The sequence below is a fragment of the Pseudomonas sp. W3I7 genome (assembly GCF_030816095.1).
Lineage (GTDB): Bacteria > Pseudomonadota > Gammaproteobacteria > Pseudomonadales > Pseudomonadaceae > Aquipseudomonas > Aquipseudomonas salomonii.
The window spans coordinates 1816612-1842982 of the sequence record NZ_JAUSXP010000001.1; the positions used below are offsets into that span (position 1 = coordinate 1816612).

Annotated in this window: 27 protein-coding genes, 4 tRNA genes and 1 riboswitch; of the genes, 22 read left to right on the plus strand and 9 right to left on the minus strand. The window is 58.0% G+C overall.

Features of this window, described 5'->3' with window-relative positions; all coding sequences use genetic code 11:
• Window positions 1–281: 281 nt before the first annotated feature.
• The 3 genes from QF043_RS08555 to QF043_RS08565 are packed head-to-tail and all read left to right on the plus strand — an operon-like array spanning window position 282 to window position 3110.
• Window positions 282–815: a Pycsar system effector family protein gene (locus QF043_RS08555; RefSeq protein WP_307418171.1), complete on the plus strand. Its 534-nt coding sequence runs from the start codon at window positions 282–284 to the stop codon at window positions 813–815.
• Window positions 816–828: 13 nt separating this feature from the next.
• Window positions 829–2181 carry an adenylate/guanylate cyclase domain-containing protein gene (locus QF043_RS08560; RefSeq protein WP_307418172.1) on the plus strand — a complete coding sequence of 451 codons (1353 nt, stop codon included), beginning with the start codon at window positions 829–831 and terminating at the stop codon, window positions 2179–2181.
• 2 nt (window positions 2182–2183) lie between these two features.
• Window positions 2184–3110: an adenylate/guanylate cyclase domain-containing protein gene (locus QF043_RS08565; RefSeq protein ID WP_179609150.1), complete on the plus strand. Its 927-nt coding sequence runs from the start codon at window positions 2184–2186 to the stop codon at window positions 3108–3110.
• A 365-nt stretch (window positions 3111–3475) separates the two neighbouring features.
• Here the strand turns inward: QF043_RS08565 and QF043_RS08570 are convergent, their stop codons facing one another.
• Window positions 3476–4429, minus strand: a complete 954-nt coding sequence (locus tag QF043_RS08570; RefSeq protein WP_307418173.1) for a restriction endonuclease — start codon at window positions 4427–4429, stop codon at window positions 3476–3478.
• Window positions 4430–4676: 247 nt separating this feature from the next.
• Between QF043_RS08570 and QF043_RS08575 the strand changes: the two genes are divergently transcribed.
• Together QF043_RS08575 and QF043_RS08580 are read left to right on the plus strand one after the other, a co-directional pair.
• On the plus strand, window positions 4677–4910 hold the full coding sequence (locus tag QF043_RS08575) for a hypothetical protein (protein ID WP_307418174.1): 234 nt from the start codon (window positions 4677–4679) through the stop codon (window positions 4908–4910).
• 75 nt (window positions 4911–4985) lie between these two features.
• Window positions 4986–5285 carry a hypothetical protein gene (locus tag QF043_RS08580; RefSeq protein WP_307418175.1) on the plus strand — a complete coding sequence of 100 codons (300 nt, stop codon included), beginning with the start codon at window positions 4986–4988 and terminating at the stop codon, window positions 5283–5285.
• Window positions 5286–5322: 37 nt separating this feature from the next.
• Here the strand turns inward: QF043_RS08580 and QF043_RS08585 are convergent, their stop codons facing one another.
• Both QF043_RS08585 and QF043_RS08590 read right to left on the minus strand, forming a co-directional pair.
• On the minus strand, window positions 5323–5562 hold the full coding sequence (locus QF043_RS08585) for a DUF6124 family protein (RefSeq protein WP_058422484.1): 240 nt from the start codon (window positions 5560–5562) through the stop codon (window positions 5323–5325).
• Window positions 5563–6086: 524 nt separating this feature from the next.
• Window positions 6087–6692 carry a hypothetical protein gene (locus QF043_RS08590; RefSeq protein ID WP_307418176.1) on the minus strand — a complete coding sequence of 202 codons (606 nt, stop codon included), beginning with the start codon at window positions 6690–6692 and terminating at the stop codon, window positions 6087–6089.
• A gap of 127 nt (window positions 6693–6819) precedes the next feature.
• Here QF043_RS08590 and QF043_RS08595 point away from each other — a divergent pair, with 127 nt between their 5' ends.
• From QF043_RS08595 to QF043_RS08620, 6 genes are all read left to right on the plus strand, one after another.
• Window positions 6820–7389, plus strand: coding sequence for a nucleotidyltransferase family protein (locus tag QF043_RS08595; protein WP_307418177.1), 570 nt, complete (start codon window positions 6820–6822; stop codon window positions 7387–7389).
• 58 nt (window positions 7390–7447) lie between these two features.
• Window positions 7448–7888 carry a TspO/MBR family protein gene (locus QF043_RS08600; RefSeq protein WP_058422481.1) on the plus strand — a complete coding sequence of 147 codons (441 nt, stop codon included), beginning with the start codon at window positions 7448–7450 and terminating at the stop codon, window positions 7886–7888.
• Window positions 7888–8832 (plus strand): alpha/beta hydrolase, encoded by a 945-nt coding sequence (locus tag QF043_RS08605; RefSeq protein WP_307418178.1) that lies wholly within the window; start codon window positions 7888–7890, stop codon window positions 8830–8832. Before QF043_RS08600 ends, QF043_RS08605 begins: the two co-directional genes overlap by 1 nt.
• Before the next feature lie 65 nt (window positions 8833–8897).
• Window positions 8898–9437 carry a hypothetical protein gene (locus QF043_RS08610; protein ID WP_307418179.1) on the plus strand — a complete coding sequence of 180 codons (540 nt, stop codon included), beginning with the start codon at window positions 8898–8900 and terminating at the stop codon, window positions 9435–9437.
• A gap of 85 nt (window positions 9438–9522) precedes the next feature.
• Window positions 9523–9747, plus strand: coding sequence for a hypothetical protein (locus QF043_RS08615; protein WP_307418180.1), 225 nt, complete (start codon window positions 9523–9525; stop codon window positions 9745–9747).
• Entirely contained in the window at window positions 9744–10241 is a 498-nt protein-coding gene (locus QF043_RS08620) for a GNAT family N-acetyltransferase (protein ID WP_307418182.1), read from the plus strand. The genes QF043_RS08615 and QF043_RS08620 overlap by 4 nt, the downstream gene beginning before the upstream one ends.
• 221 nt (window positions 10242–10462) lie before the next feature.
• Here QF043_RS08620 and QF043_RS08625 read toward each other — a convergent pair whose 3' ends face one another.
• The 3 genes from QF043_RS08625 to QF043_RS08635 are packed head-to-tail and all read right to left on the minus strand — an operon-like array spanning window position 10463 to window position 13235.
• Window positions 10463–11227: an ABC transporter ATP-binding protein gene (locus tag QF043_RS08625; protein ID WP_307418183.1), complete on the minus strand. Its 765-nt coding sequence runs from the start codon at window positions 11225–11227 to the stop codon at window positions 10463–10465.
• Window positions 11224–12228 (minus strand): iron ABC transporter permease, encoded by a 1005-nt coding sequence (locus QF043_RS08630; protein ID WP_056861222.1) that lies wholly within the window; start codon window positions 12226–12228, stop codon window positions 11224–11226. Before QF043_RS08630 ends, QF043_RS08625 begins: the two co-directional genes overlap by 4 nt.
• Window positions 12225–13235 (minus strand): ABC transporter substrate-binding protein, encoded by a 1011-nt coding sequence (locus QF043_RS08635; RefSeq protein WP_307418184.1) that lies wholly within the window; start codon window positions 13233–13235, stop codon window positions 12225–12227. Before QF043_RS08635 ends, QF043_RS08630 begins: the two co-directional genes overlap by 4 nt.
• Window positions 13236–13349: 114 nt before the next feature.
• A riboswitch (cobalamin riboswitch) is annotated at window positions 13350–13544 on the minus strand.
• A gap of 60 nt (window positions 13545–13604) precedes the next feature.
• On the opposite strand from QF043_RS08635, the gene QF043_RS08640 reads away from it, so the two are divergent.
• On the plus strand, window positions 13605–14468 hold the full coding sequence (locus QF043_RS08640; protein WP_307418185.1) for a M24 family metallopeptidase: 864 nt from the start codon (window positions 13605–13607) through the stop codon (window positions 14466–14468).
• A 108-nt stretch (window positions 14469–14576) separates the two neighbouring features.
• Window positions 14577–15206 (plus strand): hypothetical protein, encoded by a 630-nt coding sequence (locus QF043_RS08645; protein WP_307418186.1) that lies wholly within the window; start codon window positions 14577–14579, stop codon window positions 15204–15206.
• Between the two features lie 719 nt (window positions 15207–15925).
• Here the strand turns inward: QF043_RS08645 and QF043_RS08650 are convergent.
• Window positions 15926–17317, minus strand: coding sequence for an aldehyde dehydrogenase family protein (locus tag QF043_RS08650; RefSeq protein ID WP_307418187.1), 1392 nt, complete (start codon window positions 17315–17317; stop codon window positions 15926–15928).
• Window positions 17318–17419: 102 nt separating this feature from the next.
• Between QF043_RS08650 and QF043_RS08655 the strand changes: the two genes are divergently transcribed.
• Window positions 17420–18292: a LysR family transcriptional regulator gene (locus tag QF043_RS08655; protein ID WP_307418189.1), complete on the plus strand. Its 873-nt coding sequence runs from the start codon at window positions 17420–17422 to the stop codon at window positions 18290–18292.
• A 288-nt stretch (window positions 18293–18580) separates the two neighbouring features.
• Here the strand turns inward: QF043_RS08655 and QF043_RS08660 are convergent, their stop codons facing one another.
• Window positions 18581–18790, minus strand: a complete 210-nt coding sequence (locus tag QF043_RS08660) for a hypothetical protein (protein ID WP_005789784.1) — start codon at window positions 18788–18790, stop codon at window positions 18581–18583.
• 101 nt (window positions 18791–18891) lie between these two features.
• Window positions 18892–20088, minus strand: a complete 1197-nt coding sequence (locus tag QF043_RS08665) for an amino acid aminotransferase (RefSeq protein ID WP_058420170.1) — start codon at window positions 20086–20088, stop codon at window positions 18892–18894.
• A gap of 343 nt (window positions 20089–20431) precedes the next feature.
• On the opposite strand from QF043_RS08665, the gene uvrB reads away from it, so the two are divergent.
• From uvrB to QF043_RS08705, 8 genes are all read left to right on the plus strand, one after another.
• On the plus strand, window positions 20432–22447 hold the full coding sequence (uvrB, locus tag QF043_RS08670) for an excinuclease ABC subunit UvrB (RefSeq protein ID WP_056861227.1): 2016 nt from the start codon (window positions 20432–20434) through the stop codon (window positions 22445–22447).
• A 190-nt stretch (window positions 22448–22637) separates the two neighbouring features.
• Window positions 22638–24119, plus strand: coding sequence for a glutamate--tRNA ligase (gene gltX / locus QF043_RS08675; RefSeq protein ID WP_056861228.1), 1482 nt, complete (start codon window positions 22638–22640; stop codon window positions 24117–24119).
• Window positions 24120–24266: 147 nt separating this feature from the next.
• Window positions 24267–24342, plus strand: a tRNA-Ala gene (locus QF043_RS08680).
• A 78-nt stretch (window positions 24343–24420) separates the two neighbouring features.
• Window positions 24421–24496, plus strand: a tRNA-Glu gene (locus tag QF043_RS08685).
• A 50-nt stretch (window positions 24497–24546) separates the two neighbouring features.
• A tRNA-Ala gene (locus QF043_RS08690) sits at window positions 24547–24622 on the plus strand.
• An 80-nt stretch (window positions 24623–24702) separates the two neighbouring features.
• Window positions 24703–24778 (plus strand) — tRNA-Glu (locus QF043_RS08695).
• Window positions 24779–24962: 184 nt separating this feature from the next.
• Window positions 24963–25502, plus strand: a complete 540-nt coding sequence (locus tag QF043_RS08700; RefSeq protein ID WP_307418190.1) for a TetR/AcrR family transcriptional regulator — start codon at window positions 24963–24965, stop codon at window positions 25500–25502.
• Window positions 25503–25515: 13 nt separating this feature from the next.
• A complete protein-coding gene (locus tag QF043_RS08705) occupies window positions 25516–26349 on the plus strand; it encodes an alpha/beta hydrolase (protein WP_307418191.1) in 834 nt (277 codons plus the stop codon).
• The last annotated feature ends 22 nt before the right edge of the window (window positions 26350–26371 follow it).

The window sequence follows — 26371 nt, forward strand, 5'->3', positions numbered from 1 at the left end:
AGTCGTTCACATACTGATATAGCCCCCGCTCTGCCCCTCATCAAAGCTCAGCCTATTAGCCAGATTAGCTTTCCGATATTGAGCGCCAGCAAGCCTAAGTAAACCCGTCGAAACCGTTTCGCGCTGATCGAGCCGCATTTACCAAAGGCGGGTGGCGTTCCTAGCCCTTTCCATGGGAAAGCATGCTGCGCGTCAATCGTTGTTGAAACTTGGGTATCTGAAAACACTCCACTGGGATAGCATAAGGCTATCAAATGGGTTGATGACAGACAGGGACGATAATGACTTTTACCACTCAAGATAAGATAAAGACTCAGCTTGAGATCATGAAAAGGATTGACTCGCATATCGCGTCTACAAACGCTAAATGTGCGATTGTTATGTCGTACTGTGCTGCTGTACTAGGTTGGCTGGCAGTCAATTCCAGTAAGCTGCTAGAAGAAATCACTAATCCTACCGTCAATGCGATAGCAGGCATCTTTATGACGATAGGCATCGCACTCACGGTGGCATGTCTCATACTAGCCTTGAAAATCACATTTCCCGCAACACATAGTTCGGATAAAGAGCATCGTGGTAAATCGATGATTTTCTTCGGAGACGTCGCATCACAGAAGCTAGATCAATATGTCGTCCGCTTCACTGGGTTAGAAGCCGAGGAAACTTTAAAGGATCTCTCCACGCAAATTCACACGCTTTCCGGTATTGCTGATCGAAAGTTCAATGATCTTCAGACTTTAATCTTTATGGTCTGTTTTGGAAGTGTTTTGCCAATCGGAATTTTCATGCTTGTGAAAATTTTTGCTAAATTTTGACAAGGAGCAGGGAATGAGTACGGATTCAAAAAAAGCTTTTCGCTCTATTCTTGATAATGTTCGGACCAAGCCTAAAAGCTATCGCACCATAGCTGAAGACTCTAATGATCTTTTAAAAGGTTACTACTCTGCCGAAGCGCTAACAGCGGAGCTTGATGAAGAGCATGATCTGCAGCGGCAATATCGACCGCTATTTGGAAAAAGTAACATAAATGCAGCGCCTATTGGATGTCATCCTGATTTTTTGTATCTGCGGGGCACTAACACAAAAGAGTACCATCATATATGCTCGTTATTTATTGACATTAAAAACTCCACAAGACTATCTTTTCTCTATCCGCTAGAAACTGTTGCGGACATTAAAAATTCAATACTGAAGGCGGCCTCAGAGGTCATTCGCTGTTTGGATGGTTACGTACATCGCTTCATGGGTGATGCTGTCTTGGCATACTTCGGCAATCGGCATGACTCTGAAGATGATAGCGTGGTCAATGCTTTAAATTGTGCTGCATTACTCGAAAGCCTTATGGTGGGTACAATTCTGCCGGTACTTGAAGATGACGGTATAAAAGGCAGTGACTTGGGCTTTCGTATTGGTCTGGATTATGGCCCAAAGGAAAAAGTATTGTGGGCCTCCTATGGCTTTAACGAAGTCAATGAAGTTACGGCCACATCATTTTATGTGGATGTTGCAGCAAAACTTCAAGCAATGGCAAAAAAGAACCAGGCAATGCTTGGTGATAGCATTATCTCAAAAATCGACTTGCATGACGATTTTCTATGCGTAAAAGTACGTATGCGAGATGGTAATCCTATAACCGTAGGGCATTTAGATCGAATATATATAGATGGGGCGGGCAATCAAATCAAGTATAAGGTTCGCGAGCTAAATCACGCAGTTTATCGTGATCTTTTACCGTTTCCACCTGCGGAAAAGCAAACTTTCAATGGCTCAAGATGCATTGGAAATCCGTATATATGGTTCAAATGTTTCACAGTTGAAGAAAGTGGGCGCGTTGAGTATCAGTCGGTTTCAAGGGTTCTTCCAAAATTCAAAAAACTGGTTTTCAGCTTAACCGCATCGAAAGGGTTGGCCGACAACCAAGTCCTTCCTTTGACGGCTAAATTTACCAAGAAAAACTATGGTCAAGAGGCAAAGGTCAAGCAGAGCGCTGGAGTTTTTTCTCGGGGCGAGCACCAGATTGTGTTGATGCGGGAAGCAGGTGTCTCAGCTTTTCAGCCTGCCGATAAATTCGAGTTTGACGAAGGAACGGAATATCGCGGATTGCACACGATGGAGTGCGAAGTTAAAGACGGAAAAGGAGTTGTGATCTATCGGCAAACAATTGGCGTATTTATAGAGTGAACATGGATATTTTGGGCAGAATTGACTTCTCGATCACGCCGCTTTTAGTTGATGAGGATAATCGACGGATTCAAATTAGAATAGAACCGAACGCTGACAGGTATAAGGTTATCAAAATAAACGGAGAGTCAGGATATCTGGATTTATACACATCAACATTTATTCCTGAATCGATGATGTGTAGTGCTCTAGAGCAAATGAGCTCCAGATTTGGTGAGATGTCAATGCACTCGCTGAGCCCTGCGATCAAAAGCCTACCGCCCTATAGCAGGACTCGCTTGGCCTCTGTTACGAAACAGCTTACTAACGGAATTTACGAGGCTCCACCTGAAGAAGCCAAAACTCACGTGGATCTTCAAGAGTTCACCAAAGAAAAATACGTAGCGTTTCTGTCTGTGGATATTTGCAAATCCACACTACTTCGAAAGCTAAATCCTGAGAGTTTTGACAAAAGCCATGAAGTATTTATTCAAGAGCTAGCCACCTTGGTTGGACTATACAATGGAACGGTTTTGAAATTCACCGGAGATGGCTTTATTGCCTATATAGATTATCCCGCCTTTACTGCTCAGGCTGATACTGCTATTGCTTTGGGCAAGGCTCTAATTTATCACTTGGTGAATTGCATAAATCCAGCCATAAACGCTAATGGCCTCACCGAATTATCAATGAGGGTTGGAATTGAATTCGGGCTCGCTAGAGCGAAAACTTTCAGTGTACAAGCGACAGGGAAGTCACAAACCGACTTTATCAGTGATGCGCTGAATTTCGCGGTTAAAATTCAAGAGTCTTGTGAGGTGAATGAGGTTCGCGTAGGGCAGAGCTTGAGGGATTTATTGCATGAAAGCCATCTCAAAAAACTAAGTCAAGTCAATTATGATAGCAGTGATACTGGGCAGGATAATTATAGGGTTTATAGTCTTCACTAACCGTTGCCCTGCTGAAACATTGAGAATGGCATGACAACCCCGACTGCCATTTTCCTCATTAAAATTCTTAAACTTTCAGCCATATACAAATTTTAAAAAAAGGCACTTACCTGCCTTGCCTTTTTAACGCACCACTTTCGAAATTTCTTGGTATTCTCAATCGATACAGCGTCGGAGCGGGAGCGGTCGATCAACTCGATAATTTATACGGACCCAAAGTGTAGCTCCGTGTGAATGCGATTCTGCGTGCATTCAGAGCAATAGCTATCTGCACTGATTTCTACCATTCGCTAATGGCCTACAGCAAGCGTAGGGCTGACTGTCTGCTTCTGGCCGCAAGCTACCCGATCACGTGCCAACCGCTTTCAACTTACTTTAGCGGCATGCTTGGCTTGATTTCGCTGCTCCGCGCTAATTAGAGATGGTAAGCGCTCACTCCATCTTGCACCAAAATACTCGTTAAATTTAAGGTTCAATGCCTTGTAATCTAGGAGCTGAATCCTCCCTGTAGTACTAGCAAACTCCACCGCTGGTGAGCTAAATTTGCTAGAGGTTACAACCCAGCCGCTCGTGGCTCCGGTTTCGCTCACAACTCCTGCCAGCTTACGAATTACCTCAACGCCGATTGTGCCAGTGTGGTGCTTGCACTCAATCAATAACCTTTGTTTTATGGGAGCATCGAGCGAACTGCATATTATGTCAGCCCCTCCATCCCGTGACTGTTTTGTAACTTTTGCGTGATATTTCTGCTTTCTAAACAAGGCGGCGATGAGAAATTCAAAATCCCTTGAAGAAACATCATTTAGTATGTCGCGAGGATTAGATGAAAGTAGATATTTGTGGCGAATTATCGAAATTGCATCACTCAGGCCCCATATACGGTCATCGGAGAGGTAGAGTGTATGCGCCCGTATGAAAGCGTCCAATGCGTCAATAGCGTGTTGAGGCCAATCGGGAAGAAGATCTAATATCCAAGTCAAACCTTCCCAACCTTCATTTCTGAAAAGACGACGAGCATACTCGTTTTTATCAATCATCTGGAGAAGATCACCATTATCTACCCAATAGTGAAAAAATTGATGATCATGTCCCTGCACCCCAGGGGGGATCAAGAATGAGCGTATTAGGTGCTTAGTTTCAAGCTCCGATCTTAACTCAGCGGAGGCAAGATATTCGGCTGCATGGGAGTCTGTTGGAAAGCGAAAATCTATGAATCTATATTTTCTCTTTTCTTTGTAAGTAAAAACCATGGAAAGCCACTCTTCGAGGCTAATCCTGGTTGTGTCAAGAACTGGTTTTTCTTTTTTTGCTCTTACCATGTCAATTCGCCGCTGCCGTGTGTTTGGGGTTGGGGAGGCGCCATTTGTGGGCTGTATGCTACTTACTATAGATCTCAAGGTCTCGTTCGGGACTGATTCCATCGATTGATAACACCTAGCCAGCAGCGGTATTTTGTGACAGGCAGCTATTGGCCGAAAGCAGCCCCTTTCCCCGCTAACCGGTCTACCATGGCAGCCCCCGGCAGTGGTCCATGCGCTCCCGATCATTTTTTCTCAAGGTATCGCCATGTCCATCGACCAAATCTCCCTCCCCAAAGGCGTCGGCCCTCACGCCATCAAGCTTCTTGACGCCATCACCGGCGCCTCCACCCACGAGGAACTCAACCGCGCTGGCGGCAAAGCTGAAGGTTTTGTCTTGGGACTGGAATCCGCCAAAGCCATCAAAAGCCAGATCGCCGAATCCTTGTATGTGGCTTACGACGATGCGGCGAGTAACCGCGCGGGTGAGTTGAAGGGTTAAGCACCCGGCAATGCAGGACGTTGTGCGCACAGGGCGTTAGACTGGGCGCCTTTTACTACTCAGGATGAGGCTGTCATGTTCAAAGTTGCTCTCGCGTCACTGCTGCTGGCGTGTGCCTTCGGCGCTCAAGCGGATACGACTGTTGATGTGTCGAAGATTTACGGCAATATCAAGTTCGTCAGTAGCTTCCCGGACTATAAGGTCAAGGTAGTCAACAGTTTCCCTGACCTTAAGGTAAAACAGGTGAGCAGTTTTCCCGATTCGGCCGGCAAGTGGAAAACAGTCGAGAGCTTCCCCGACTACAAGATCCAGATTGTTGACGCCTTTCCTGACTTCACCATTCAGTACGTTGATTCGTTCCCTGGGGTTAATTGAAGGCAGCGCCATCAGCGGCGCTGCCGTGGGCCGTTTATCAGCCAGGGCAGGGTGCTTCACGGTCGAGCAATTTGGCCGTGAGCAGCACGCCCAGTTCGCTCAATTGGTGGATGGCCAGGGCGATGTCGCGATGTTTGCCGCACAGGTCTTCGGACAGGTCGAGCAGCAGTGTGCTGACGCTGGTGAAGGTTTCGTAGCTGTTGGTGATGAGGGTTTCGGTGTTGGCGTCGGGGACGACGGTGAAGAGGGTGGTTGAGTCAGTTTTTGCTTGAGTCATAACGATATCCTGGTTTTGGCCGCCATCTTTTCGCTACTAAACGAAAAGGTGGCAGCTGTGCGCAGGTTAGTAGACCGGTGGATATCAAAGCCGGCGCGCCCGAGGACGCCCTACGCACAGCCACCATCAAGCACAGACGCAATGTCTGATTGATGAAGCTTATGCACTTTTCAATACCCAACTCAGGCTACTAAACCCGATCACTGAACATTCAGCGACCGAGCCACCTTAGAGACGGCCACCTCAGCGCACAAGCCGGCGGATTCTGACGCACGCGTAGGCAATGGAGCAAGGTGCTGCGGGCCTGTTCACAATTCCCTGTGGTTAGGAAACTCCCTTGTGGCGAGCAGGCTTGCCCTGCGTTGGGCTGCGAAGCGGCCCCAAAAGCGGCGACTGGGTTTCACTTTTGGACTGCGGTGGCTGGGTTGGGAGTGCTGCGCACTCCAGCGCAGGGCAAGCCTGCTCGCCACAACAAGCCAGCTCGCCACAACGAACCCGCTTTCCACGACAATACGGCTCACCACTTAGAACGCCTGGTTCACCCCAACCCCACGCATGATCGAAAACCGTGGGTCGATCAGCTTCAGCGTTTGCTCACCCTTCAAGCGGCCCACCACCACGGTATAGGTCTTGGGCACTTCGGAGAGGTTTTCCGGGTTGCGCGCCAGTTTTTCAATCGCCGGGGTGTTGGCCCAGTCGGCGATGGTTTTCTGCCGAATGTCCACGGTCACCACCCAGGATTTATCCACGGCGGCGCCCATCGGGTTGGAGTTGGCGGCGATGTTCTGGATCTTGGCGATTTCATAGCCCTGGGCGTAGCAGAACCCGGACTCTTGCTGCACGTAGGCGGCGCGGCCGTTGTCGGTGAGGCTGTAGGTGTTGTCGCTTTTGGCCAGCAGGCCGGCGTCGGTCAGCGCATCGAAGGCCGGCTGGTTGGCGCTGGAGGTGCCGGTCATGACGCTGTCACTCAGGGTCACCGGGAAGCGGTTGAACATCGCCGCCCTGACGCAGGACGCGCCTTCGAGCTTGGGTTGCAGCGCGGCTTGAATGTCGACGTCCGACGGGCTGTCGCTGCAGGCGGTGAGCAGCAAAGCGGCGGCGGTGATGAGGGCCATTTCTCTGATTCGCATCGTTTTATCCTTGACGATTGATAGCGGGCGGGCAAAGTGTATAGAAACATGGCTGTCACGAAACCCTCCCCGCCGTCGTGTAGGGTCGGTGGCTTGAACCGCGCTGAATACATAAGGAATGCCCACCATGACATTGACCGTCAAAACCCTGCTCGACCTGGCCATGGCCAACCCCATCAACGCCGAAATCACCGCGCGCCTGCCCGACCTTGGTGTGGCGCAGTGCATGCTCACGGCAGGTTGCCTGTTCCAGGCCGTCTGGAACCATCAGTCAAACTTGCCTGCGGCTCATAACGTAAAGGACTACGACGTCTTTTACTTCGACACGGATCTGTCCTACGAAGCGGAGGACAAAGTGATCCGCGCCGCCGAACGGTTGTTTGAGGATTTGGGGGTCAATGTCGAGGTCAGGAACCAGGCGCGGGTGCATCTTTGGTACGGCGAGCGCTTTGGTCGGCCTTATCCACAGTTGCACTCGGCTAAACAAGGCGTGGACCGTTACCTGGTGGCCGGCACCTGCATCGGGCTGGAGATCGACACGGGCGAGGTGTATGCGCCCTATGGGTTGGCGGATGTGGAGCAGGGCGTGTTGCGGATTAACCCGCTGCACCGCGAGCCTGAGTTGTTTGCCGCCAAGGCCCGCAGTTATCAGGCGCGCTGGCCTTGGCTCACGATCGTTTCGCCGGATGATTTGTGAACTTTTACCGGTTGCTGACGCGTCCTATGTTGAAATGAACCCTGAGAGTGGATAGCCCATGATCTTTCTGATTTTCCTCATCGCCTGCGGCGCGGCCGCCAGCACCGGCATCATTTTCAAGCCTGGCCAGTGGTACGAAACCCTGGTCAAACCCAGCTTCACCCCACCCAATTGGTTGTTTCCGGTAGCCTGGACGGTCATCTACCTGCTGCTTGCCTGGGCGGGCTATCGCCTCACGATGATTCCCGGCAGCCAATTGGCCTTGGGCCTGTGGGCGGCGCAGATTGCGCTGAATACGCTGTGGACGCCGGTATTTTTTGGGGCTCACAACCTCTTCGCCGGGATGGTGGTGATCGTGCTGCTGTGGCTGGTGGTGGCGGCATTGGTGGTGATGGCGTTGCGGCTGGACTTGATCACCGGCTTGATCCTGTTCCCGTACCTGGCGTGGCTGAGTGTGGCGGCGGCGTTGAATTTCTCGATCTTGCGTAATAACCGCTGATGGCTCACAAACTCTGGCCCGCGAGCGAGGCTGAGTTGGCGCAGATGCGCCAGTTCAATAAAAGGCTCGCGTGGCTGCCGCGTTTTAAAATCCGCAACCGCGTCACGCCGCGTTTGATCCAGGCGCTGTTGCGAGTCAGTCAAAAGGTCAAGAAAGCGCCTGCGGCTCAAACCTGCCGAGTGGCAGGCGTGCCCGTGCGCATCCTGCGGCCCGAGGGGAAAACCCAAGGCGTGGTGCTGGATATCCACGGCGGCGGCTGGGTGATCGGCAATGCGCAGATGGATGACGACTTGAACCTGGGCATGGTGCAGGCGTGCGGCGTGGCAGTGGTGTCGGTGGACTATCGGCTGGCGGTGCACACGCCGGTTGAGGGGCTGATGGAGGACTGCCTGAATGCCGCGCGCTGGCTGCTCGGCAGTGATGAGTTTGCCGACTTGCCGGTGTTTGTCGTGGGTGAGTCGGCCGGTGGGCATCTGGCGGCCGCAACCCTGCTGGCGCTTAAGCAATGGCCTGAGTTACTCAAGCGTGTGCGCGGCGCAGTGTTGTACTACGGCGTATACGACTTGAGCGGCACACCGAGCGTGCGCACGGCGGGGCCCGAGACCTTGTTGTTGGACGGACCGGGCATGGTCGAGGCGCTGCGCCTGCTCACGCCGGGCTTGAGTGATGAAGAACGTCGGCAGCCGCCGTTGTCGCCGTTGTATGGCGACTTCACAGGGCTGCCGCCCGCGTTGATGTTTGTGGGGGAGTTGGACCCGTTGCTGGATGACACGCTACAGATGGCCGAACGCTGGGGTGCGGCCGCGCAGGTTGAGACGCACCTGTTGCCGGAGTCGGCCCATGGGTTTATTCATTTTCCGGTGGCGATGGCGGATGGCGTACTTGCTTACAGTCGGAGGTGGATATCGGGGAAAATCCAGGCGGTACTCGCTTGTAGTGATTAGCCATTCACCTACACCCCGCGTAACCTCTGACACCCTGATTTCCAGATTCCCGCAAGGACGCACACGTGACCCTTTCCCAAGCAGTCGTAGGGCTATCGGCATTTTTGCTGGTGGCAGGTGTTCAAGCCGCCGAATACAACTTTTCGTTTGATGTGCCCTATGGGCAGTACGAGCGGCAATTCAAAATGAAGACCCCAGGTGACGGCACGTTGAGCTGCACGGTGTTCATCGAAAAAGAGTACCGGGGCGAGAAGTGGGTGCCGGCAGTGATTCTGGCGGCTGCCGAAGACGATGCCGAGGACGACACGCTGTTTCTGTCCAGTTCTACCCAGCCAAACGGCGGGCCTCGCACGTTCCACCTGCGCACGTTCAACCAGGCGAAGCCGGTCATCGACAAGACGCTGTGGGAGGCTGCCGATGAGAAGGGCGTGTATAAGATGGCCGTGTCGTGGTATGCCAAGGGCGCCATCGGTTATCAGTACGGCATCTACGCGAGTTGGCAAGAGAAGCAGTTCGTCGAGAAGCCAGGCTTTTCCACGCGCCATGTCAGCGTCCATGCGTCGGGCGTGAAGGGCTCTGCTTTGTGCTACGTGCATAGCAAATGATATTGAACGGGTGGGTTGGGAACTTAAAAGCTGATCGATAAGTCAGGTTAATCAGTTGCTCCTCTCCCCTCATCAGGACTTCACCATGCGCGAATACACCCTGAATTACCTGTTCAACGCCGAGCCCCGCACCCACGTGTTCGACCTCAAACAGCCGGAGTTGCCCGTGCACGAGGCGGCGATGCACCTGTTGCAGCTGCATTTTGGTGATGCGGAGAATGGCTTGATCCTGCCTGCTGCGGATGCGACGCCAGAGGCGATTCTGGAACAGGCGCAGGTGATGGGTATTACTCGGATTGAGGTGGTATGACACCAAGTCCGACCATCCGCGCGGTCACGGCCGCTGACGTCCCGCAAGTGCTGGCCTTCGTGCTGCAGGCCCGCGCCGAGCTTTTCCCCAAGCTCAGCGCCACGGGCCTGCCGGATGACCTGGCGCGATTTGAGGCCGTTTACCTTGAGGGTGACGGCCAGTTTCTGCTGGCCTGTGTTGAAGATCAAATCGTGGCTGCCGTCGGCTATCTGCCGTATGACGGGCGCTTCCCGCAATTGAATTACCAGGGCCGCAAAGTCGTCGAGGTGGTGCGCCTGTTTGTGCTGCCGGCGTTTCGCCGTTTTGGTTTGGCAGGGGAGTTGTATCGCGCATTGGAGGCAAAGGCACAGGCGGATGGGGTGGAGGTGGTTTACCTGCATACCCATCCGTTCTTGCCAGGTGCGATTGGTTTTTGGCGGCGGCAGGGGTTTGAGGTGGTCGACGTCGAAGCCGACCCGGTGTGGCAGACCACGCATATGCAGCGGGCGCTATAGATCAAGGTGGGAGCTGGCTTGGCTGCGATAGCCATAGGTGTCTACACAACCGGTTAGAAGTCTGTCGCAAGTGGGCTGTTGTGGCGAGCAGGAGAAATGGGATGCCTCTAAAGTTGTGCAGATAACTATGCTGCGATAGCGGTGTGTCAGCCCCAGCGATGGCACTGATTCGCCGCCGTCGCAGGCAAGCCAGCTCCCACCTTTGCACGGTGTGCAGTCCATTAAATGGGGCGTAATCGCAGGATTTGCGCGCCGTCGAATGGGTCCGTCAGGTAATGCGCCTGTACCCCGAATGTTTGCCGTAGCCGCTGCGGCGTCAGCACTTCCAGCGGTTTGCCCAATGCCACCAGGCTGCCGTGATCCAGTACCGCCAAACGATCACAGGTCAGCGCCTGGTTCAAGTCATGCAGCGCAATCAAGGTGGTCACCGGCAGTGCCTGCACGCCTTTCAAAATCGCCAATTGATGCTGGATATCCAAGTGGTTGGTCGGCTCATCCAGCAACAAGATCTGCGGCCTTTGTGCCAATGCGCGGGCGATGTGCACGCGTTGGCGTTCGCCGCCGGAGAGGCTGCGCCAGACGCGTTGGCTCAGGTGGGTGGCGTCTACATCGTGCAGCGCCTGGCGCACGATGGCATCGTCTGCGTCAGACCAGGGGCTCAGCGCCGACAGCCAGGGCGTGCGGCCCAGCGCCACGGCATCGAACACGCGGATGGCATCGTCGGTATCAGCCTGCTGCTCCACCACCGCCAGGTGTTGCGCAACAAGGCGGCGCGACAGCTTGTTCAGGCGCTGGCCGCCCAGCAACACTTCGCCGGACGCAGGCACCCGCAAACCGGCGAGCAATTTGAGCAGGGTGGATTTGCCCGAGCCATTCGGCCCGACAATCCCCAGGGTTTCCCCTTGCTGAACCTCCAGGTGGATATCGCGCAGCAACTCGGCCTCGCGTACCTTGAAGCCCAGGCCGGTGCAACTGAGTACGGTCATCGCGCATTTCTCCGACCAATCAGAATCAGCGCAAACACCGGCGCGCCGACCAGCGCCGTGACCACGCCCACCGGAATCACCTGGCCCTTGATCAAGGTGCGCGACAGTACATCCGCGGCGATCAGAAACAACGCGCCGCCCAGCGCACTGGCGGGCAGCAAGCGTGAATGCCCGGTGCCCAGCAGCAGGCGCACGGCGTGGGGAATTACCAGCCCGACAAAACCGATGGAGCCGACAATCGACACCATCACCGCCGTCACCAACGCCGCGCAACCCACCAGCACAAACTGCACACGGCGCACCGGAATACCCAGCGAAGCCGCCGAGTCGGTGCCGAAGGTGAACGCATCCAGCGCACGTCGATGCCACAAGCACACCGCCAGGCCTGCGACCGCTACCGGCACCGCCAGCCACACCGACGGCCAGCGCACGCCGCTGAGGTTGCCCAACAGCCAGAACATGATGCCGCGTGCCTGTTCGGAACTGGCGGACTTGGTGATCAGGAACGCGGTGAGGGCATTGAACAGCTGCGAACCGGCGATGCCGGCGAGGATGATCTGGCCGGTGCCGCTGGCTGAGCCGCTGGCCCGCGCCAATAGAATCACCAACGCAAATGCTGCCATGGCACCGACGAACGCGCCCGCCGACAGCGAAATCAGCCCGCCGCCCACGCCCATCAATGCCACTAACACTGCGCCGGTCGAGGCGCCCGCGCTGATACCCAGCAGGTACGGATCGGCCAACGGGTTGCGCAGCAGCGACTGCAAGATCACCCCGCAGGTCGCCAGGCCGGCCCCGCACGCTGCAGCGACCAGGGCGCGGGTCAGGCGGTAGTTCCACACCACGCCTTCGTCGATCGGGTCGAGCACGTAACCGGCGGCCCACAGTTTGTTGGCCAGCACCTGCAACACCACCTGCGGTTCGATGGCGGTTTCGCCGATGGCGGTGCCGGCGAGCACGGCCATCAGCAACACGGCGAGGGCGAGTAGGGTGCGCATCATTTCGGCAGGTCGTAGCCGTCGATGGCGCCGGCCAGTTGTTCCAGGCCGTCGAACATGCGCAGGCTGGCCTGCAACGCCAGGGCGTCAATAATAATGATGCGGTTGTTTTTCACCGCGTCCATGTTGCGGGTCACCGGGTCGCTGCGCAGGAAGGCGAGTTTCTTTTCATGGTCGTCGGCGGGGTAGCGACGGCGGTCCATGCGCGCAATCACCAGGAAGGTCGGGTTGGCCTTGGAGATGGTTTCCCAACCGACGGCAGGCCATTCTTCGTCGGACTGCACCACGTTGCGCAGGCCGAGGGTTTGCAGCATGAATTCGGGAATGCCCTTGTGGCCGGCCACATACGGGTCGGCAGCCATCTCGCTGCTGGAGAACCACACCAGCGCACTGGCATGCTTGAGGCCTTTGCCTTGCGCGGTGGCGACCGACTTGGCCAGGCGTGCCTTGAGTGCGTCGTTCAACTGTTGGCCACGGGTTTGCACGTCGAAGATCTCGGCCAACTGGCTGATGCTTTTATAGATCGTGTCGATGTGGAACGGCTCCAGCCGCGTGCCGTCGGCACCCACGAGGTTGTCCTTGCCGTCGCAGTCGGAGGGCAGCACGTAGGTTGGAATCTTCAGTTCATGGAATTGTTCGCGAGTGCCGACCACGCCTTGCGGGCCGACCACCCATTCCAGCTCGGCGGCCACCAGTTGCGGGCGCTTGGCGATCACGGCTTCGAAGCTCGGCTCGTTATCGGCCAGGCGCTCGATCTTGTCGTTCTGCACCTTGAACTGCGGCAATACGCTGTTGAACCACAGCGAAGTGCCGACCACTTTATCCCCTACGCCCAGGGCGTAAAGCATCTCGGTGGCGGCCTGGCCGATGCTCACGCTGCGTGCCGGGGCCTGTTGAAAGGTGACGCTGCTGCCGCAGTTTTCCAGCGTGAGCGGGTAGTGAGTCGGCGTGGCGTGGGCCAGGGCACAAGAGCCCAGGCCGGTGATCAGGGCGCAAACGCGTAGCAGCATGGGGCAATCTCCGAGTGAACCGTACGGGAAACAGGGCAGGTACGGCTCGGAAACACACCTTTGAACGCTGCAGGTTTGCAGGGCGCGGATGTCCTTCCCGGACACCCCGCCGGTTAGTGAAAACGCTTGGCCGGCAGGTCTCCTGACTGATGCGTCGTCGCCTTGCTCCGGCCTTCCCGAGCATGGCTCAGTGGCAGTGGGGAGCAGGCTCGGCACCTACAGTTGCGGGGGCAGTTTCGATTGGCGCGATGGGCCGCGCTTCGAATTCCCTATTAGTCCCGTTTGGGAACCGGCGCGGTATGGTAGTCCATCTTGGGCGCTGGGTGGAGGTACAATCCGGACCTGTCCATAACCACCCCAAGGAAGGCCATGTTGATACGTCTGGGAATAGTGCCACTGCTGTTTTGCATGAGCGCCCACGCCGCTGACCCTGCGCTCGCCCGCTACACCGACGCGATCGGCGACAGGGCCCGCGCCATCGCCCAGTTGGATGACGCCACCATTCTTGCCGAGGAAGCCAAACTGGCGCCCATCGCCAGTGACCTGTTGCTCAAGGTCGCGCCGCTGATCCGCAAGGGCGGCACCGGCACTGCGGTGCAGGGGTTTTTACTCGACCAGTACGCGCAGCACGGCTGGTTGCCGATGATGTTCGGCTTTCGCGGTTACCCGGCAGCGGTGGCGGTGTCGGTGAATAATCAGGTGAGCGCCGCGCCGCCCAGCGACGTGCCGTTTCCGGACGCAGCGCTGGTAAAAGTGGAGTTGATTGCGGCATCGGCCCAGGCCCATGTTGCTCAGGTCTGGACGTTCGCCACGCCCAATGCCACCCCGGCGCAGCGCCAATTGCTGGCGACGGCGCGCCGTGCGCTGGCTAACGGGGTCGCCCAGGTTCAGGGTGGCCAGCGCCTGGCCAATGTGGGGGCGGCGATACAACAGGAACTGGACGCGGGCCAGGCCGTTGCGGTGCGCGAGTTTGCGGGCTACGCCATGGGCCAGGCGCGCATACAAAAGCCGCAGGTGCTCGGTTACAAGGTCGAGGGTGACAGCCCGTTGATGCAACCCGGGCAGGTGCTCAATGTGTATGTGATCGCCAAGGCGGGCACAGTGGGTGTGAGGTACCAGCCGCCAGATTTCTGGAGCCTGCTTTCCTCAGACGGTGCCGACGGCGTGATGCTGTCGGCGATGGTCGAGGTGACGGCAGATGGGCACCGGCTGCTTAGCCGGATGCTGGATTGATGCGCTGTACCGCCGTGTGAATGCTCGGGCGATGGGCTGACACGCATTGATGGCTCAATGATATTATTCGCCGCACCCATTCGATTCGCCTTTGTTCATGGAGAACTTATGCTATTTCGCAACGTCCTCGCCTTGACCCAGTTGTGCACCGTGTTACTGCTCGGTGGTTGCGCCCAGTCGGTGTCGTCACCCCCACCAGCTGCGCCTGCGCCGCTTGAACCGTTAGGCCAGGTTTTGCCCTCGAACCCTTCACGGGTGGGCTGGATCGACCAGATCATCGCGCAAGACCCCGTCGTGATTTCGTCGCACAAGCCCGTCCTCCAACCGACGCCGGATAACGACGCGCGCATTGCCAAATTGCGTAAACAAGACGCTGGTGTGCTGCCCGAGGGCTATTGGGCGCTCTACAAGCAAAACCTGGAAGCGATGCAGTACGACTTGAACCACCAGCATGACGCGGCCCGTGCCGACTACGTAGACACCTACCGCGATGAGTTGAGCCGCCTCAGCGACGTGACACTTCAAACCATGGCCACCGCGCCCCAGGCGCTGGATGCCCACACCCGCCGCCAGTTAAGCGCACGCCTGAGTGATCGCACCGCGGCTTATATCACCACCAGCAATCAGTCGTTCCGGGCGGCCACGGACGCCCACATCAACCGCATGGCCTTGATGGATCGCCAATACGATGTCTGCGCACGCCAGCCGGATTGCTGGGATGCGCCGGTCAAGCACTAGCCTCGATAGGTCATACACAGGGAGCAAGTGGGAAACGTGCCGGTCGACTAATCGATAAGCACCGCAAATCAAAGGTGGGAGCTGGCTTGCCTGCGATGGCAGTGGGTCAGCCAAGGAGTTGTCACTGATGCACCGCTATCGCAGGCAAGCCAGCTCCCACAGTTGAAGGGTGTTGCCTGTTCTATTTGCGGTTTAGCCACACCGTCTGCATGTTGCAGAATTCACGCGCCCCCACAAACACCGCAGATCAAAGGTGGGAGCTGGCTTGCCTGCGATTGCAGTGGGTCAGCCAAGAAGTTGTCGCTGACCCACTGCAATCGCAGGCAAGCCAGCTCCCACAGTTGAAGGGTGTTGCCTGTTCTATTTGCGGTTTAGCCACACCGTCTGCATGTTGCAGAATTCACGCGCACCCATAAACACCGCAAATCAAAGGTGGGAGCTGGCTTGCCTGCGATGGCAGTGGGGCAGCCAAGGAGTTGTCGCTGACCCACCGCCATCGCAGGCAAGCCAGCTCCCACAGTTGAAGGGTGTTGCCTGTTCTATTTGCGGTTTAGCCACACCGTCTGCATGTTGCAGAATTCACGCGCACCCGCCAAACACCGCAGATCAAAGGTGGGAGCTGGCTTGCCTGCGATGGCAGTGGGTCAGCCAAGGAGTTGTCCCTGACCCACCGCTATCGCAGGCAAGCCAGCTCCCACAGTTGAATAGTGTTGCCGGTTTTATTTGCGGTTTAGCCACACCGTCTGCGCGTTGCAGAATTCACGCACGCCGAAGTGCGACAACTCCCGCCCGAACCCACTCTTTTTCACCCCACCAAACGCTACGCGCGGGTCGGATACGCTGAAGGCGTTGACGAAGATACCGCCGGTTTCCAGTTGGTTGGCGATCTCCCGTGCTTTTGCCGAGTCGGTGGTGAAGATGCTCGCCGTCAGGCCAAATTCGCTGTCATTGGCCAGCGCTACCGCGTGGTCGGCATCGCGGGCGGTGATGATCGAGGCCACGGGGCCGAACAGTTCCTGTTTGAACGAGGTCATCTGGTCGGTGACGTTGGCCAGCACGGTCGGCTCATAGTAGTTGCCGGCGCCGGGCACTTTATTGCCGCCCAACAGCAGGGTCGCGCCTTCTTTCAGGGTGGCCTGGACTTGGTCATGCAGCTCGTCGCGCAGGTCGAAACGCGCCATCGGGCCGACGTAGGTGTCGGTCGACGTCGGGTCGCCCATCACCAGTTTGCGGCTGGCTTCGAGGAATTTGGCGGTGAAGGCTTCCACCACACCCGCTTCGATAATCAGGCGCTTGGCAGCAGCGCAAACCTGGCCGCTGTTCTGGAAACGCCCGATCACGGCAGCTTGAACGGCGGCGTCGAGGTCGGCGTCGTTGAGCACGATAAACGGGTCGGAGCCGCCCAATTCCAGCACACATTTTTTCAGCGCAGCACCGGCCTGGGAGCCGATGGCGATACCGGCGCGCACGCTGCCGGTGAGGGTGACGGCGGCGATGCGTGGGTCGGCGATGGCCTTGGACACGCCGTCGTTGGTCACGTTGACCACTTCAAAAATACCTTCGGCAAAACCGGCTTTGTGGAACGCCTGCTGGATCAGGTAGGCGCTGCCCATCACATTCGGCGCGTGTTTGAGCACGTAGGTATTACCGGCCAACAAGGTCGGCACGGCGCCACGCAGTACTTGCCACACCGGGAAGTTCCACGGCATCACGGCGAAGATCGGGCCCAGCGGGCGATATTCGATCTGCGCGCTGCCGTTGTCCACCAGGGTCGGTTCGGGGGCGAGCATGGCCGGGCCTTGGGCGGCGTACCACTCGCTGAGCTGCGCACATTTTTCGATTTCGGCGCGGGCCTGGGCGATGGGTTTGCCCATTTCCAGGGTGATCATCTGGGCCATGTCTTCGGCTTGCTCGCGCAATGCACTCGCCAGGGCCAGCAATAGTTCGGCGCGTTGGCTCACCGGCTGGCGGCGCCAGGTGCGGAAAGCTGCGGTGGCGCGGTTGAGGGCAGCGTCCAGTTGCGCCGCGGTTTCGTAGGGGTAACTGGCGACCGTTTCACCGTTGGTGGGATTGATCGACAAGGCGTGGGTCTGGTGAGTAATAGCGTTCATGGCACCGTCCGGCTGAATGAGTGGATGGGGTCAGCCTACGGGGATGCATGTTTTATGGAAACTGAATAATATTAAGCAATACGTTCACGATTGGAGAATGACTTGGACCTGGTGCAGCTGGAAATCTTCAAGGCCGTTGCCGAGCAAGGCAGCATCAGCGCCGCCGCGCAGTTGATCCATCGCGTGCCGTCGAACCTGACCACGCGCATCAAGCAGCTGGAGCAGGATTTGGGCGTGGAACTGTTTATCCGTGAGAAAAGCCGCCTGCGCCTGTCGCCAGCCGGCTGGAATTTCCTCAGTTATGCGCGGCGCATTCTTGATTTGGTCCAGGAAGCTCGCGCAACCGTGGCGGGGGAGGAACCCCAGGGCGCGTTCGCGCTTGGCTCGCTGGAGAGTACGGCCGCCGTGCGCATTCCGGCGCTATTGGCCGCGTACAACCAGAAACACACCAAGGTCGAACTGGACCTGAGCACCGGGCCGTCGGGCACGATGATCGAGGGTGTGTTGTCGGGGCGCTTGGCGGCGGCGTTTGTCGATGGGCCGGTGCTGCATGCCACGCTGGAGGGCGTGGCGGTGTTTGAGGAGGAGATGGTGGTGATCGCGCCGCTGCACCATGCGCCGATCACGCGGGGCCAGGATGTGGCGGGGGAGAGCATCTACACCTTTCGCTCCAATTGCTCCTATCGCCATCACTTCGAACGCTGGTTTTCACAGGATGGCGCGGTGCCGGGCAAGATCTTCGAGATGGAGTCCTATCACGGCATGCTCGCCTGCGTCAGCGCCGGGGCCGGCCTGGCGCTGATGCCGCGCAGCATGCTGGAGAGCATGCCGGGGTTTACGACGGTGAGTGTGTGGCCGTTGACCGACGCGTTCCGCCTGCTCAATACCTGGCTGATCTGGCGCCGAGGCACGGTGTCGCAGAGTTTGAACAGCTTTGTGAAGTTGTTGGAGGAACGTGGTTTGCAGGCGAAGTAGAACCAGTGTGGGAGCTGGCTTGCCTTAATGCCAGTCAGTTAAGCGCAGATCCCCTGTGGGAGCGGGCTTGCTCGCGAAAGCGGTGGGTCAGTCAACATCAATGTTTGCTGGGCCGACGTCTTCGCGGGCAAGCCCGCTCCCACATTTGATCTTCGCTGCTTTGAGCATTTCGTTCGCTTAACTGACTGGCATTATGGCTTGCCTGCGATAGCGGCGTATCAGTTAAGGATGTATCGGCTGGTCTGACGCCATCGCAGGCAAGCCAGCTCCCACATTGTGATCGTGTTTTTAGCCGCCAAATTGCAGGGTGCCCATGGCCAGCTTGGCCATTATCGCCGTGGCGCCCAACTGCACCAGCCACAAGGCCAACCCACCCAGGAACACGCCCAGCGCCACTTGCAGCACCAGGCTTTTCTGGCGCTTGGCTTGCGGGGCGCGGGGTGCGTAGTCATGCAGTTCGTCGCGGTCGGCGCGCAGGTCCAGGTCGTCGTTTCTCATAAGGCTCTCACAGCAAAGGGGCGTTCGGTGTTCAGTCTAGTGGCTTGGCCAACAAAAAGGGGGAAGCCATTGGATTCCCCCTTTGTATGGCGCTGGCCGGGTTATAGAACCTGAACAATCGCTTTTGTTACCGCACCAATGTTCGACTGGTTCAACGCGGCCACGCAGATACGGCCGGTGTCGAGCGCGTAGATGCCAAACTCGGTGCGCAGGCGGGTGACTTGCTCAACGGTCAGGCCGGAGTAGGAGAACATCCCACGCTGGCGGCCGACGAAGCTGAAGTCGTGGCCCGGTGCAGCCTTGGCCAGTTCGGCGACCATCTGCTCACGCATGCCGCGGATGCGCAGGCGCATTTCGGCCAGTTCCGCTTCCCATTGGGCGCGCAGCTCAGGGTTGTTCAGCACGGCCGCCACGATCGCCGCGCCGTGGGTCGGCGGGTTGGAGTAGTTGGTGCGGATAACGCGCTTGACCTGGGACAGGATGCGCGCGCTTTCTTCCTTGGATTCGCTGACGATCGACAGCGCGCCCACGCGTTCGCCGTACAGCGAGAACGACTTGGAGAACGAGCTGGAGACAAAGAAGGTCAGGCCCGATTCAGCAAACAGGCGCACGGCCGCGGCGTCTTCGTGGATGCCGTCGCCAAAGCCCTGGTAGGCCATGTCGAGGAACGGTACCAGGTTCTTGGCCTTGATGACTTCCAGCACGTTCTGCCAGTCGGCCGGGCTCAGGTCTACGCCGGTCGGGTTGTGGCAGCAGGCGTGCAGCACCACGATGGACTGTGGCGGCAGGGCGTTGAGGTCTTCGAGCAGGCCGGCACGGTTGACGTCGTGGGTGGCGGCGTCGTAGTAGCGGTAGGTCTGCACCGGGAAGCCGGCTTTTTCGAACAGCGCCTGGTGGTTTTCCCAGCTCGGGTCGCTGATCGCGACGACGGCGTTGGGCAGCAGTTGCTTGAGGAAGTCCGCGCCGATTTTAAGCGCGCCGGTGCCGCCGACCGCTTGGGCAGTGATCACGCGGCCGGCGCTCAGCAGTGGCGACTCAGCGCCGAACAGCAGCTTTTGCACGGCCTGGTCGTACGCCACGATACCGTCGATCGGCAGGTAGCCACGGGCGGCGTGTTGCGCCACACGAATGGCTTCCGCTTCGGCAACGGCACGCAAGAGTGGAATCTTCCCCTCCTCGTTGCAGTAAACGCCTACGCCAAGGTTGACCTTGGTGGTTCGTGTGTCGGCGTTGAATGCTTCGTTGAGGCCCAGGATTGGATCGCGTGGTGCCATTTCGACAGCGGAGAACAGGCTCATTTTTGCGGCAGCTCTATGGGGGATAGGAGGGACGTGTCGCGCTCCAGCCGAATGCACTAGAGCGGTGCACAAACGGGGAGCTAGTATAGAGGCCATCCAGGCTCAGGGCGACAGCCGAAACGGCTTTTCGGCCAAGTTTTTCGGTTTATTTGCCCACCGTTAGTCTTATTGCACAATTGATCATCGACGGCTGGTAGGACGATTGCCTTGAAACCCGTCACATTCGCCACCACTTCTACAGCTATCATGGTTTTTTCCTGCAACCTGCGAAGACTTTTCGCGGGTTGCTGAGCTATTTCGTCCCTGGCGATGTTGAGTCTGGGGTGACTTCACGAGGTACGTTATGTCGGATTTCCAGCTCGTCACCCGTTTTGAACCCGCCGGCGATCAACCCGAAGCCATTCGCCAGATGGTCGAAGGCATCGAAGCCGGCCTGGCGCACCAGACGCTGCTCGGGGTGACCGGTTCAGGCAAGACCTTCAGCATCGCCAACGTGATCGCGCAGATCAACCGCCCGACCCTGGTGCTGGCGCCGAACAAAACCCTGGCCGCGCAGTTGTACGGTGAGTTCAAGGCGTTCTTCCCGAACAACGCGGTGGAGTACTTCGTTTCCTACTACGACTACTACCAGCCCGAAGCCTATGTGCCGTCGTCCGACACCTTTATCGAGAAGGATGCGTCGATCAACGACCATATCGAGCAGATGCGGTTGTCGGCGACCAAGGCGTTGCTGGAGCGCAAGGACGCGATCATCGTCACCACGGTGTCGTGCATCTACGGCCTGGGCAGCCCGGAAACCTATTTGAAGATGGTGCTGCACGTCGACCGCGGCGACAAACTCGACCAGCGCGAGCTGCTGCGCCGCCTGACGAGCCTGCAGTACACCCGCAACGACATGGATTTTGCCCGTGCCACCTTCCGTGTGCGTGGCGATGTGATCGACATTTACCCGGCCGAATCGGACCTCGAAGCCATCCGCATCGAGCTGTTCGACGATGAGGTCGAGAGCCTGTCGGCCTTCGACCCGTTGACCGGCGAGGTGATCCGCAAACTGCCGCGCTTCACCTTCTATCCGAAAAGCCACTACGTGACGCCGCGTGAAACCCTGATGGGGGCGATCGAGGGCATCAAGGCCGAACTGGTCGAGCGCCTGGAGTACCTGCGCGCCAACAACAAACTGGTGGAAGCCCAACGCCTGGAGCAGCGCACCCGGTTTGACTTGGAGATGATCCTGGAGCTGGGCTACTGCAACGGCATCGAAAACTACTCGCGCTACCTCTCGGGCCGCGAATCCGGGGCGCCGCCGCCGACCCTTTACGACTACTTGCCGGACGACGCGCTGCTGGTGATCGACGAATCCCACGTCAGCGTGCCGCAGGTCGGCGCCATGTATAAGGGCGACCGTTCGCGTAAAGAAACCCTGGTGGAATATGGTTTCCGCTTGCCATCGGCGCTGGATAACCGGCCGATGCGTTTTGACGAGTGGGAAGCCATCAGCCCGCAGACCATTTTCGTGTCTGCCACGCCAGGCAACTACGAAGCCGAGCATGCCGGCCGTGTGATTGAGCAGCTCGTGCGCCCGACCGGCCTGGTGGACCCGCAAATCGAGATCCGCCCGGCGCTGACCCAGGTGGATGACTTGCTCTCGGAAATCACCAAGCGCGTGGCCCTGGAAGAACGGGTGCTGGTCACCACGCTGACCAAGCGCATGTCCGAAGACTTGACCGATTACCTGGCCGACCACGGCGTGCGCGTGCGTTATTTGCACTCGGACATCGACACCGTGGAGCGCGTAGAGATCATCCGCGACCTGCGCCTGGGTGTGTTTGATGTGCTGGTGGGCATCAACTTGCTGCGCGAAGGCCTGGACATGCCGGAGGTTTCGCTGGTGGCGATTCTGGATGCGGACAAGGAAGGCTTCCTGCGTTCCGAGCGCTCGTTGATCCAGACCATTGGCCGTGCCGCGCGTAACCTCAATGGTCGCGCGATTCTGTATGCCGACCGCATCACCGGTTCCATGGAGCGGGCGATTGGCGAGACCGAACGCCGTCGGGACAAGCAGATCGCCTTCAACCTGGAGCATGGCATTACCCCGAAGGGCGTGTTCAAGGACGTCGCCGACATCATGGAGGGCGCCACCGTGCCGGGCTCGCGCAGCAAGAAGCGCAAGGGCATGGCCAAGGCGGCCGAGGAGAGCGCCAAGTACGAGAACGAACTGCGCTCGCCGAGTGAGATCACCAAACGTATTCGGCAGTTGGAAGAGAAGATGTACCAGTTGGCGCGCGATCTTGAGTTTGAGGCGGCGGCGCAGACGCGCGATGAGATTGGCAAGTTGCGTGAGCGCCTGCTGGCTGTTTGATTGTTCGCTAGCCGGGCTGGCCTCATCGCGGGCAAGCCCGGCTCCCACAGTTGATGTGTGAACACAGCCAAAATGTGGGCGCTGGCTTGCCTGCGATAGCGGCACCGCGGTCTGCCAGAACCCCCCACGCTGGTGTTACCATTCGCCCCTTGTTTCAATTTTCAGTTTTATCGCCCATTCGAGACCTGCCATGACCACCGTCCGCACGCGCATTGCGCCATCGCCTACTGGGGATCCCCACGTCGGTACTGCCTACATCGCCTTGTTCAACTACTGCTTTGCCAAGCAGCACGGCGGTGAATTCATCCTGCGGATCGAAGACACCGACCAGGTGCGCTCCACCCGTGAGTCGGAGCAGCAGATTTTCGATGCCTTGCGCTGGTTGGGCATTACCTGGGCCGAAGGCCCGGACGTTGGCGGCCCGCACGGCCCGTATCGCCAGAGCGAGCGCAGCGACATTTACAAGCAGTACACCCAGCAACTGGTCGACATGGGCCACGCCTTCCCGTGCTTCTGCACCGCCGAAGAACTCGACCAGATGCGCGCCGAGCAACAGGCCCGTGGTGAAACTCCGCGCTACGACGGCCGCGCACTGCTGCTGTCCAAGGAAGAAGTGGCCCAGCGCCTGGCCGCCGGCGAGCCACACGTGATCCGCATGAAAGTGCCGAGCGAAGGCGTGTGCGTGGTGCCGGACATGCTGCGCGGTGACGTCGAAATCCCGTGGGACCGCATGGACATGCAAGTGCTGATGAAGACCGACGGCCTGCCGACGTACTTCCTGGCCAACGTGGTCGACGACCACCTGATGGGCATCACCCACGTGCTGCGCGGCGAAGAATGGCTGCCCTCGGCGCCAAAACTGATCCTGCTGTACGAATACTTCGGCTGGGAGCAGCCACAGCTGTGCTACATGCCGCTGCTGCGTAACCCGGACAAGAGCAAGCTGTCCAAGCGCAAGAACCCGACGTCGGTGACGTTCTACGAGCGCATGGGCTTTATGCCTGAGGCGATGCTCAACTACCTGGGCCGCATGGGCTGGTCGATGCCGGACGAGCGCGAGAAGTTCTCGCTGCAGGAAATGGTCGATAACTTTGATTTGTCGCGCGTGTCCCTTGGCGGGCCGATCTTCGACATCGAGAAGTTGTCGTGGCTCAACGGCCAGTGGCTGCGTGACTTGCCGGTGGACGAGTTCGCCAGCCGCGTGCAGCAGTGGGCGCTCAACCCCGAGTACATGATGAAGATCGCGCCGCTGGTGCAGGGCAGGGTAGAGACGTTCAGCCAGGTCGCACCATTGGCCAGCTTCTTCTTCGCCGGTGGCGTAAACCCGGATGCCAAGCTGTTTGAGTCCAAGAAGCTCTCCGGCGACCAGGTTCGCCAGTTGATGCAGTTGATCCTGTGGAAGCTCGAAAGCCTGCGTCAGTGGGAGAAAGAGGCGATCACCGCGACGATTCAGGCAGTGGTGGAATCGCTGGAGCTGAAATTGCGCGATGCCATGCCGCTGATGTTTGCTGCGATCACCGGGCAGGCCAGTTCGGTGTCGGTGCTCGATGCGATGGAAATTCTCGGCCCGGACCTCACGCGTTTCCGTCTGCGCCAAGCCCTTGATTTGCTTGGGGGTGTGTCGAAGAAAGAAAACAAAGAGTGGGAAAAGCTGCTGGGCGCTATCGCTTAAGCAGGCTGTTGTTACGACGAAACCCCGGTTTTCCGGGGTTTCGCTGGTAAGTGATTGTTATCCCGGCAAAAAAGTTTGGAAATTGTTGAAAATAAATTTGACACACTTCCAAACCGCCATTAAGATTCGCCCCGTCCTCACCGATGAGGGGCTATAGCTCAGCTGGGAGAGCGCTTGCATGGCATGCAAGAGGTCAACGGTTCGATCCCGTTTAGCTCCACCAATTTACAGGTTCAAGGTCTGGCCACACCGTCCTTGAATTGATCAGAACTCAGCTCTGATCGGTTGTACAGAAGGTTTTGTCCCCTTCGTCTAGTGGCCTAGGACACCGCCCTTTCACGGCGGTAACAGGGGTTCGAGTCCCCTAGGGGACGCCAGTTTCAACAAGCAGTTCGAAAGGTCTGCTGCGTCGCGAGACGAAAAATCCGGGGCTATAGCTCAGCTGGGAGAGCGCTTGCATGGCATGCAAGAGGTCAACGGTTCGATCCCGTTTAGCTCCACCAATTTTACAGGTTCAAGGTTCCGGCCACACCGTCCTTGAATCGATCAGTTTTCAGCGCTGATCAGTGTATAGAAGGTTTGTGTCCCCTTCGTCTAGTGGCCTAGGACACCGCCCTTTCACGGCGGTAACAGGGGTTCGAGTCCCCTAGGGGACGCCACGATTACCCGCTCTGCGGGATTTTTAAGGGTCATTCAATTATTGAATGGCCCTTTTGTTTGTCTGGCGTTTGGCCAATCCTCTCCCTCAACACCCTTTATTCTGTCCTGACCAGCGGTCATGCCTGTCGCTTGCTAAATATTATTATGGTAATAATATTCAACCCATGAGAGACGGAGGCTTCGATGAGCGATAAAAAAGCGCAAACCCGCGAACGCATTTTGCAGGCTGCCAGCGCGGCGTTGATCCAGCGTGGCCCGGCCGAACCGAGTGTCGGCGAAGTCATGGGCGCCGCCGGGCTGACGGTCGGCGGTTTCTATGCGCACTTTGAAAGCAAAGACGCACTGATGCTGGAGGCCTTCACCCAGTTGCTGGCTCGGCGGCGTGCGTCGATCGACGATATGGATGCGCAACTGACCGGTGAGGAGCGCAGAAGCCTGGTGGCGGCGTTCTACCTGTCGCGCAAGCACCGCGACTCCACCGACCACGCCTGCCCGATCCCGGCCACCGTGGGCGAGATGAGCCGCCTGCCGGACGAGTTTCGCCTGGCGCTCAACGAGCACACCGAGTTGATGGCTGCCCAGTTGGCTGCCAGCCCCGAAGACACCGACAAGGCCTTGGCCGCCATGGCCTTGATGATCGGCGGCCTGGCCCTGGCCCGTGCGCTTGGCCCGGGTGAGTTGTCCGACCGCGTGTTGCGCGCTGCCAAGTCGGCGGTGCGTTAAAAGGAGTCGTGTGATGGGCGCATTAACCTGGATTCGTGGTTTCCATGGCACCGTCGGCCGCCTCGCGCCGCACACGGTGGCCTGCAAGTTGCGCCGCACCTTCATGACACCGCGCAACCTGCCACCGCGAGATTGGGAGCTGCCGCTGCTGGCGCAATCGGAGCGCATCACCTTGCGTTTCGGCTTGTCGGCGTTGCGCTGGGGCCAAGGGCCTGCAGTGTTGTTGATGCACGGCTGGGAAGGGCGCCCTACGCAGTTTGCCAGCCTGATCACCGCTCTGGTGGCTGACGGTTATTCAGTGATTGCCCTGGACGGCCCGGCCCATGGTCGCTCGCCTGGGCGTGAAGCGCATGTGTTGCTGTTTGCCCGCGCCATGCTCGATGCTGCCGCTCAATTGCCGCCGCTGCATGCGGTGGTCGGGCATTCCATGGGCGGCGCCAGTGCGATGCTGGCGGTGCAATTGGGGTTGCGCACGGAAGCCCTGGTGAGCATTGCCGCGCCCTCGCGCTTCCTGGATGTGTTGCGTGGTTTTACCCGGATGATGGGCTTGCCGCCGCGTGCGCGCTCGGCGTTTATCCAGGAGGTCGAACAGACTTTCGGCATGCCGCTCACGCACCTGGATGTGGCCCACTACCAGATGAACCTGCCGGGGTTGATCGTGCACGCTGAAGACGACACCTTTGTTCCGGTCAAAGCCTCGCAAGCCATCCATGAGGCGTGGTTCGACAGCCGCCTGCTGCGCCTGGAGCAGGGCGGCCACCAGCGCGTGCTGGCCGACGCACGGGTGATCGAGGCCGTGCTGACGCTGCTGGCCGGCCGTCGTTTACAGGAGCGGCAAACCGCCTGATACACTGCCCGGCGACATTCAT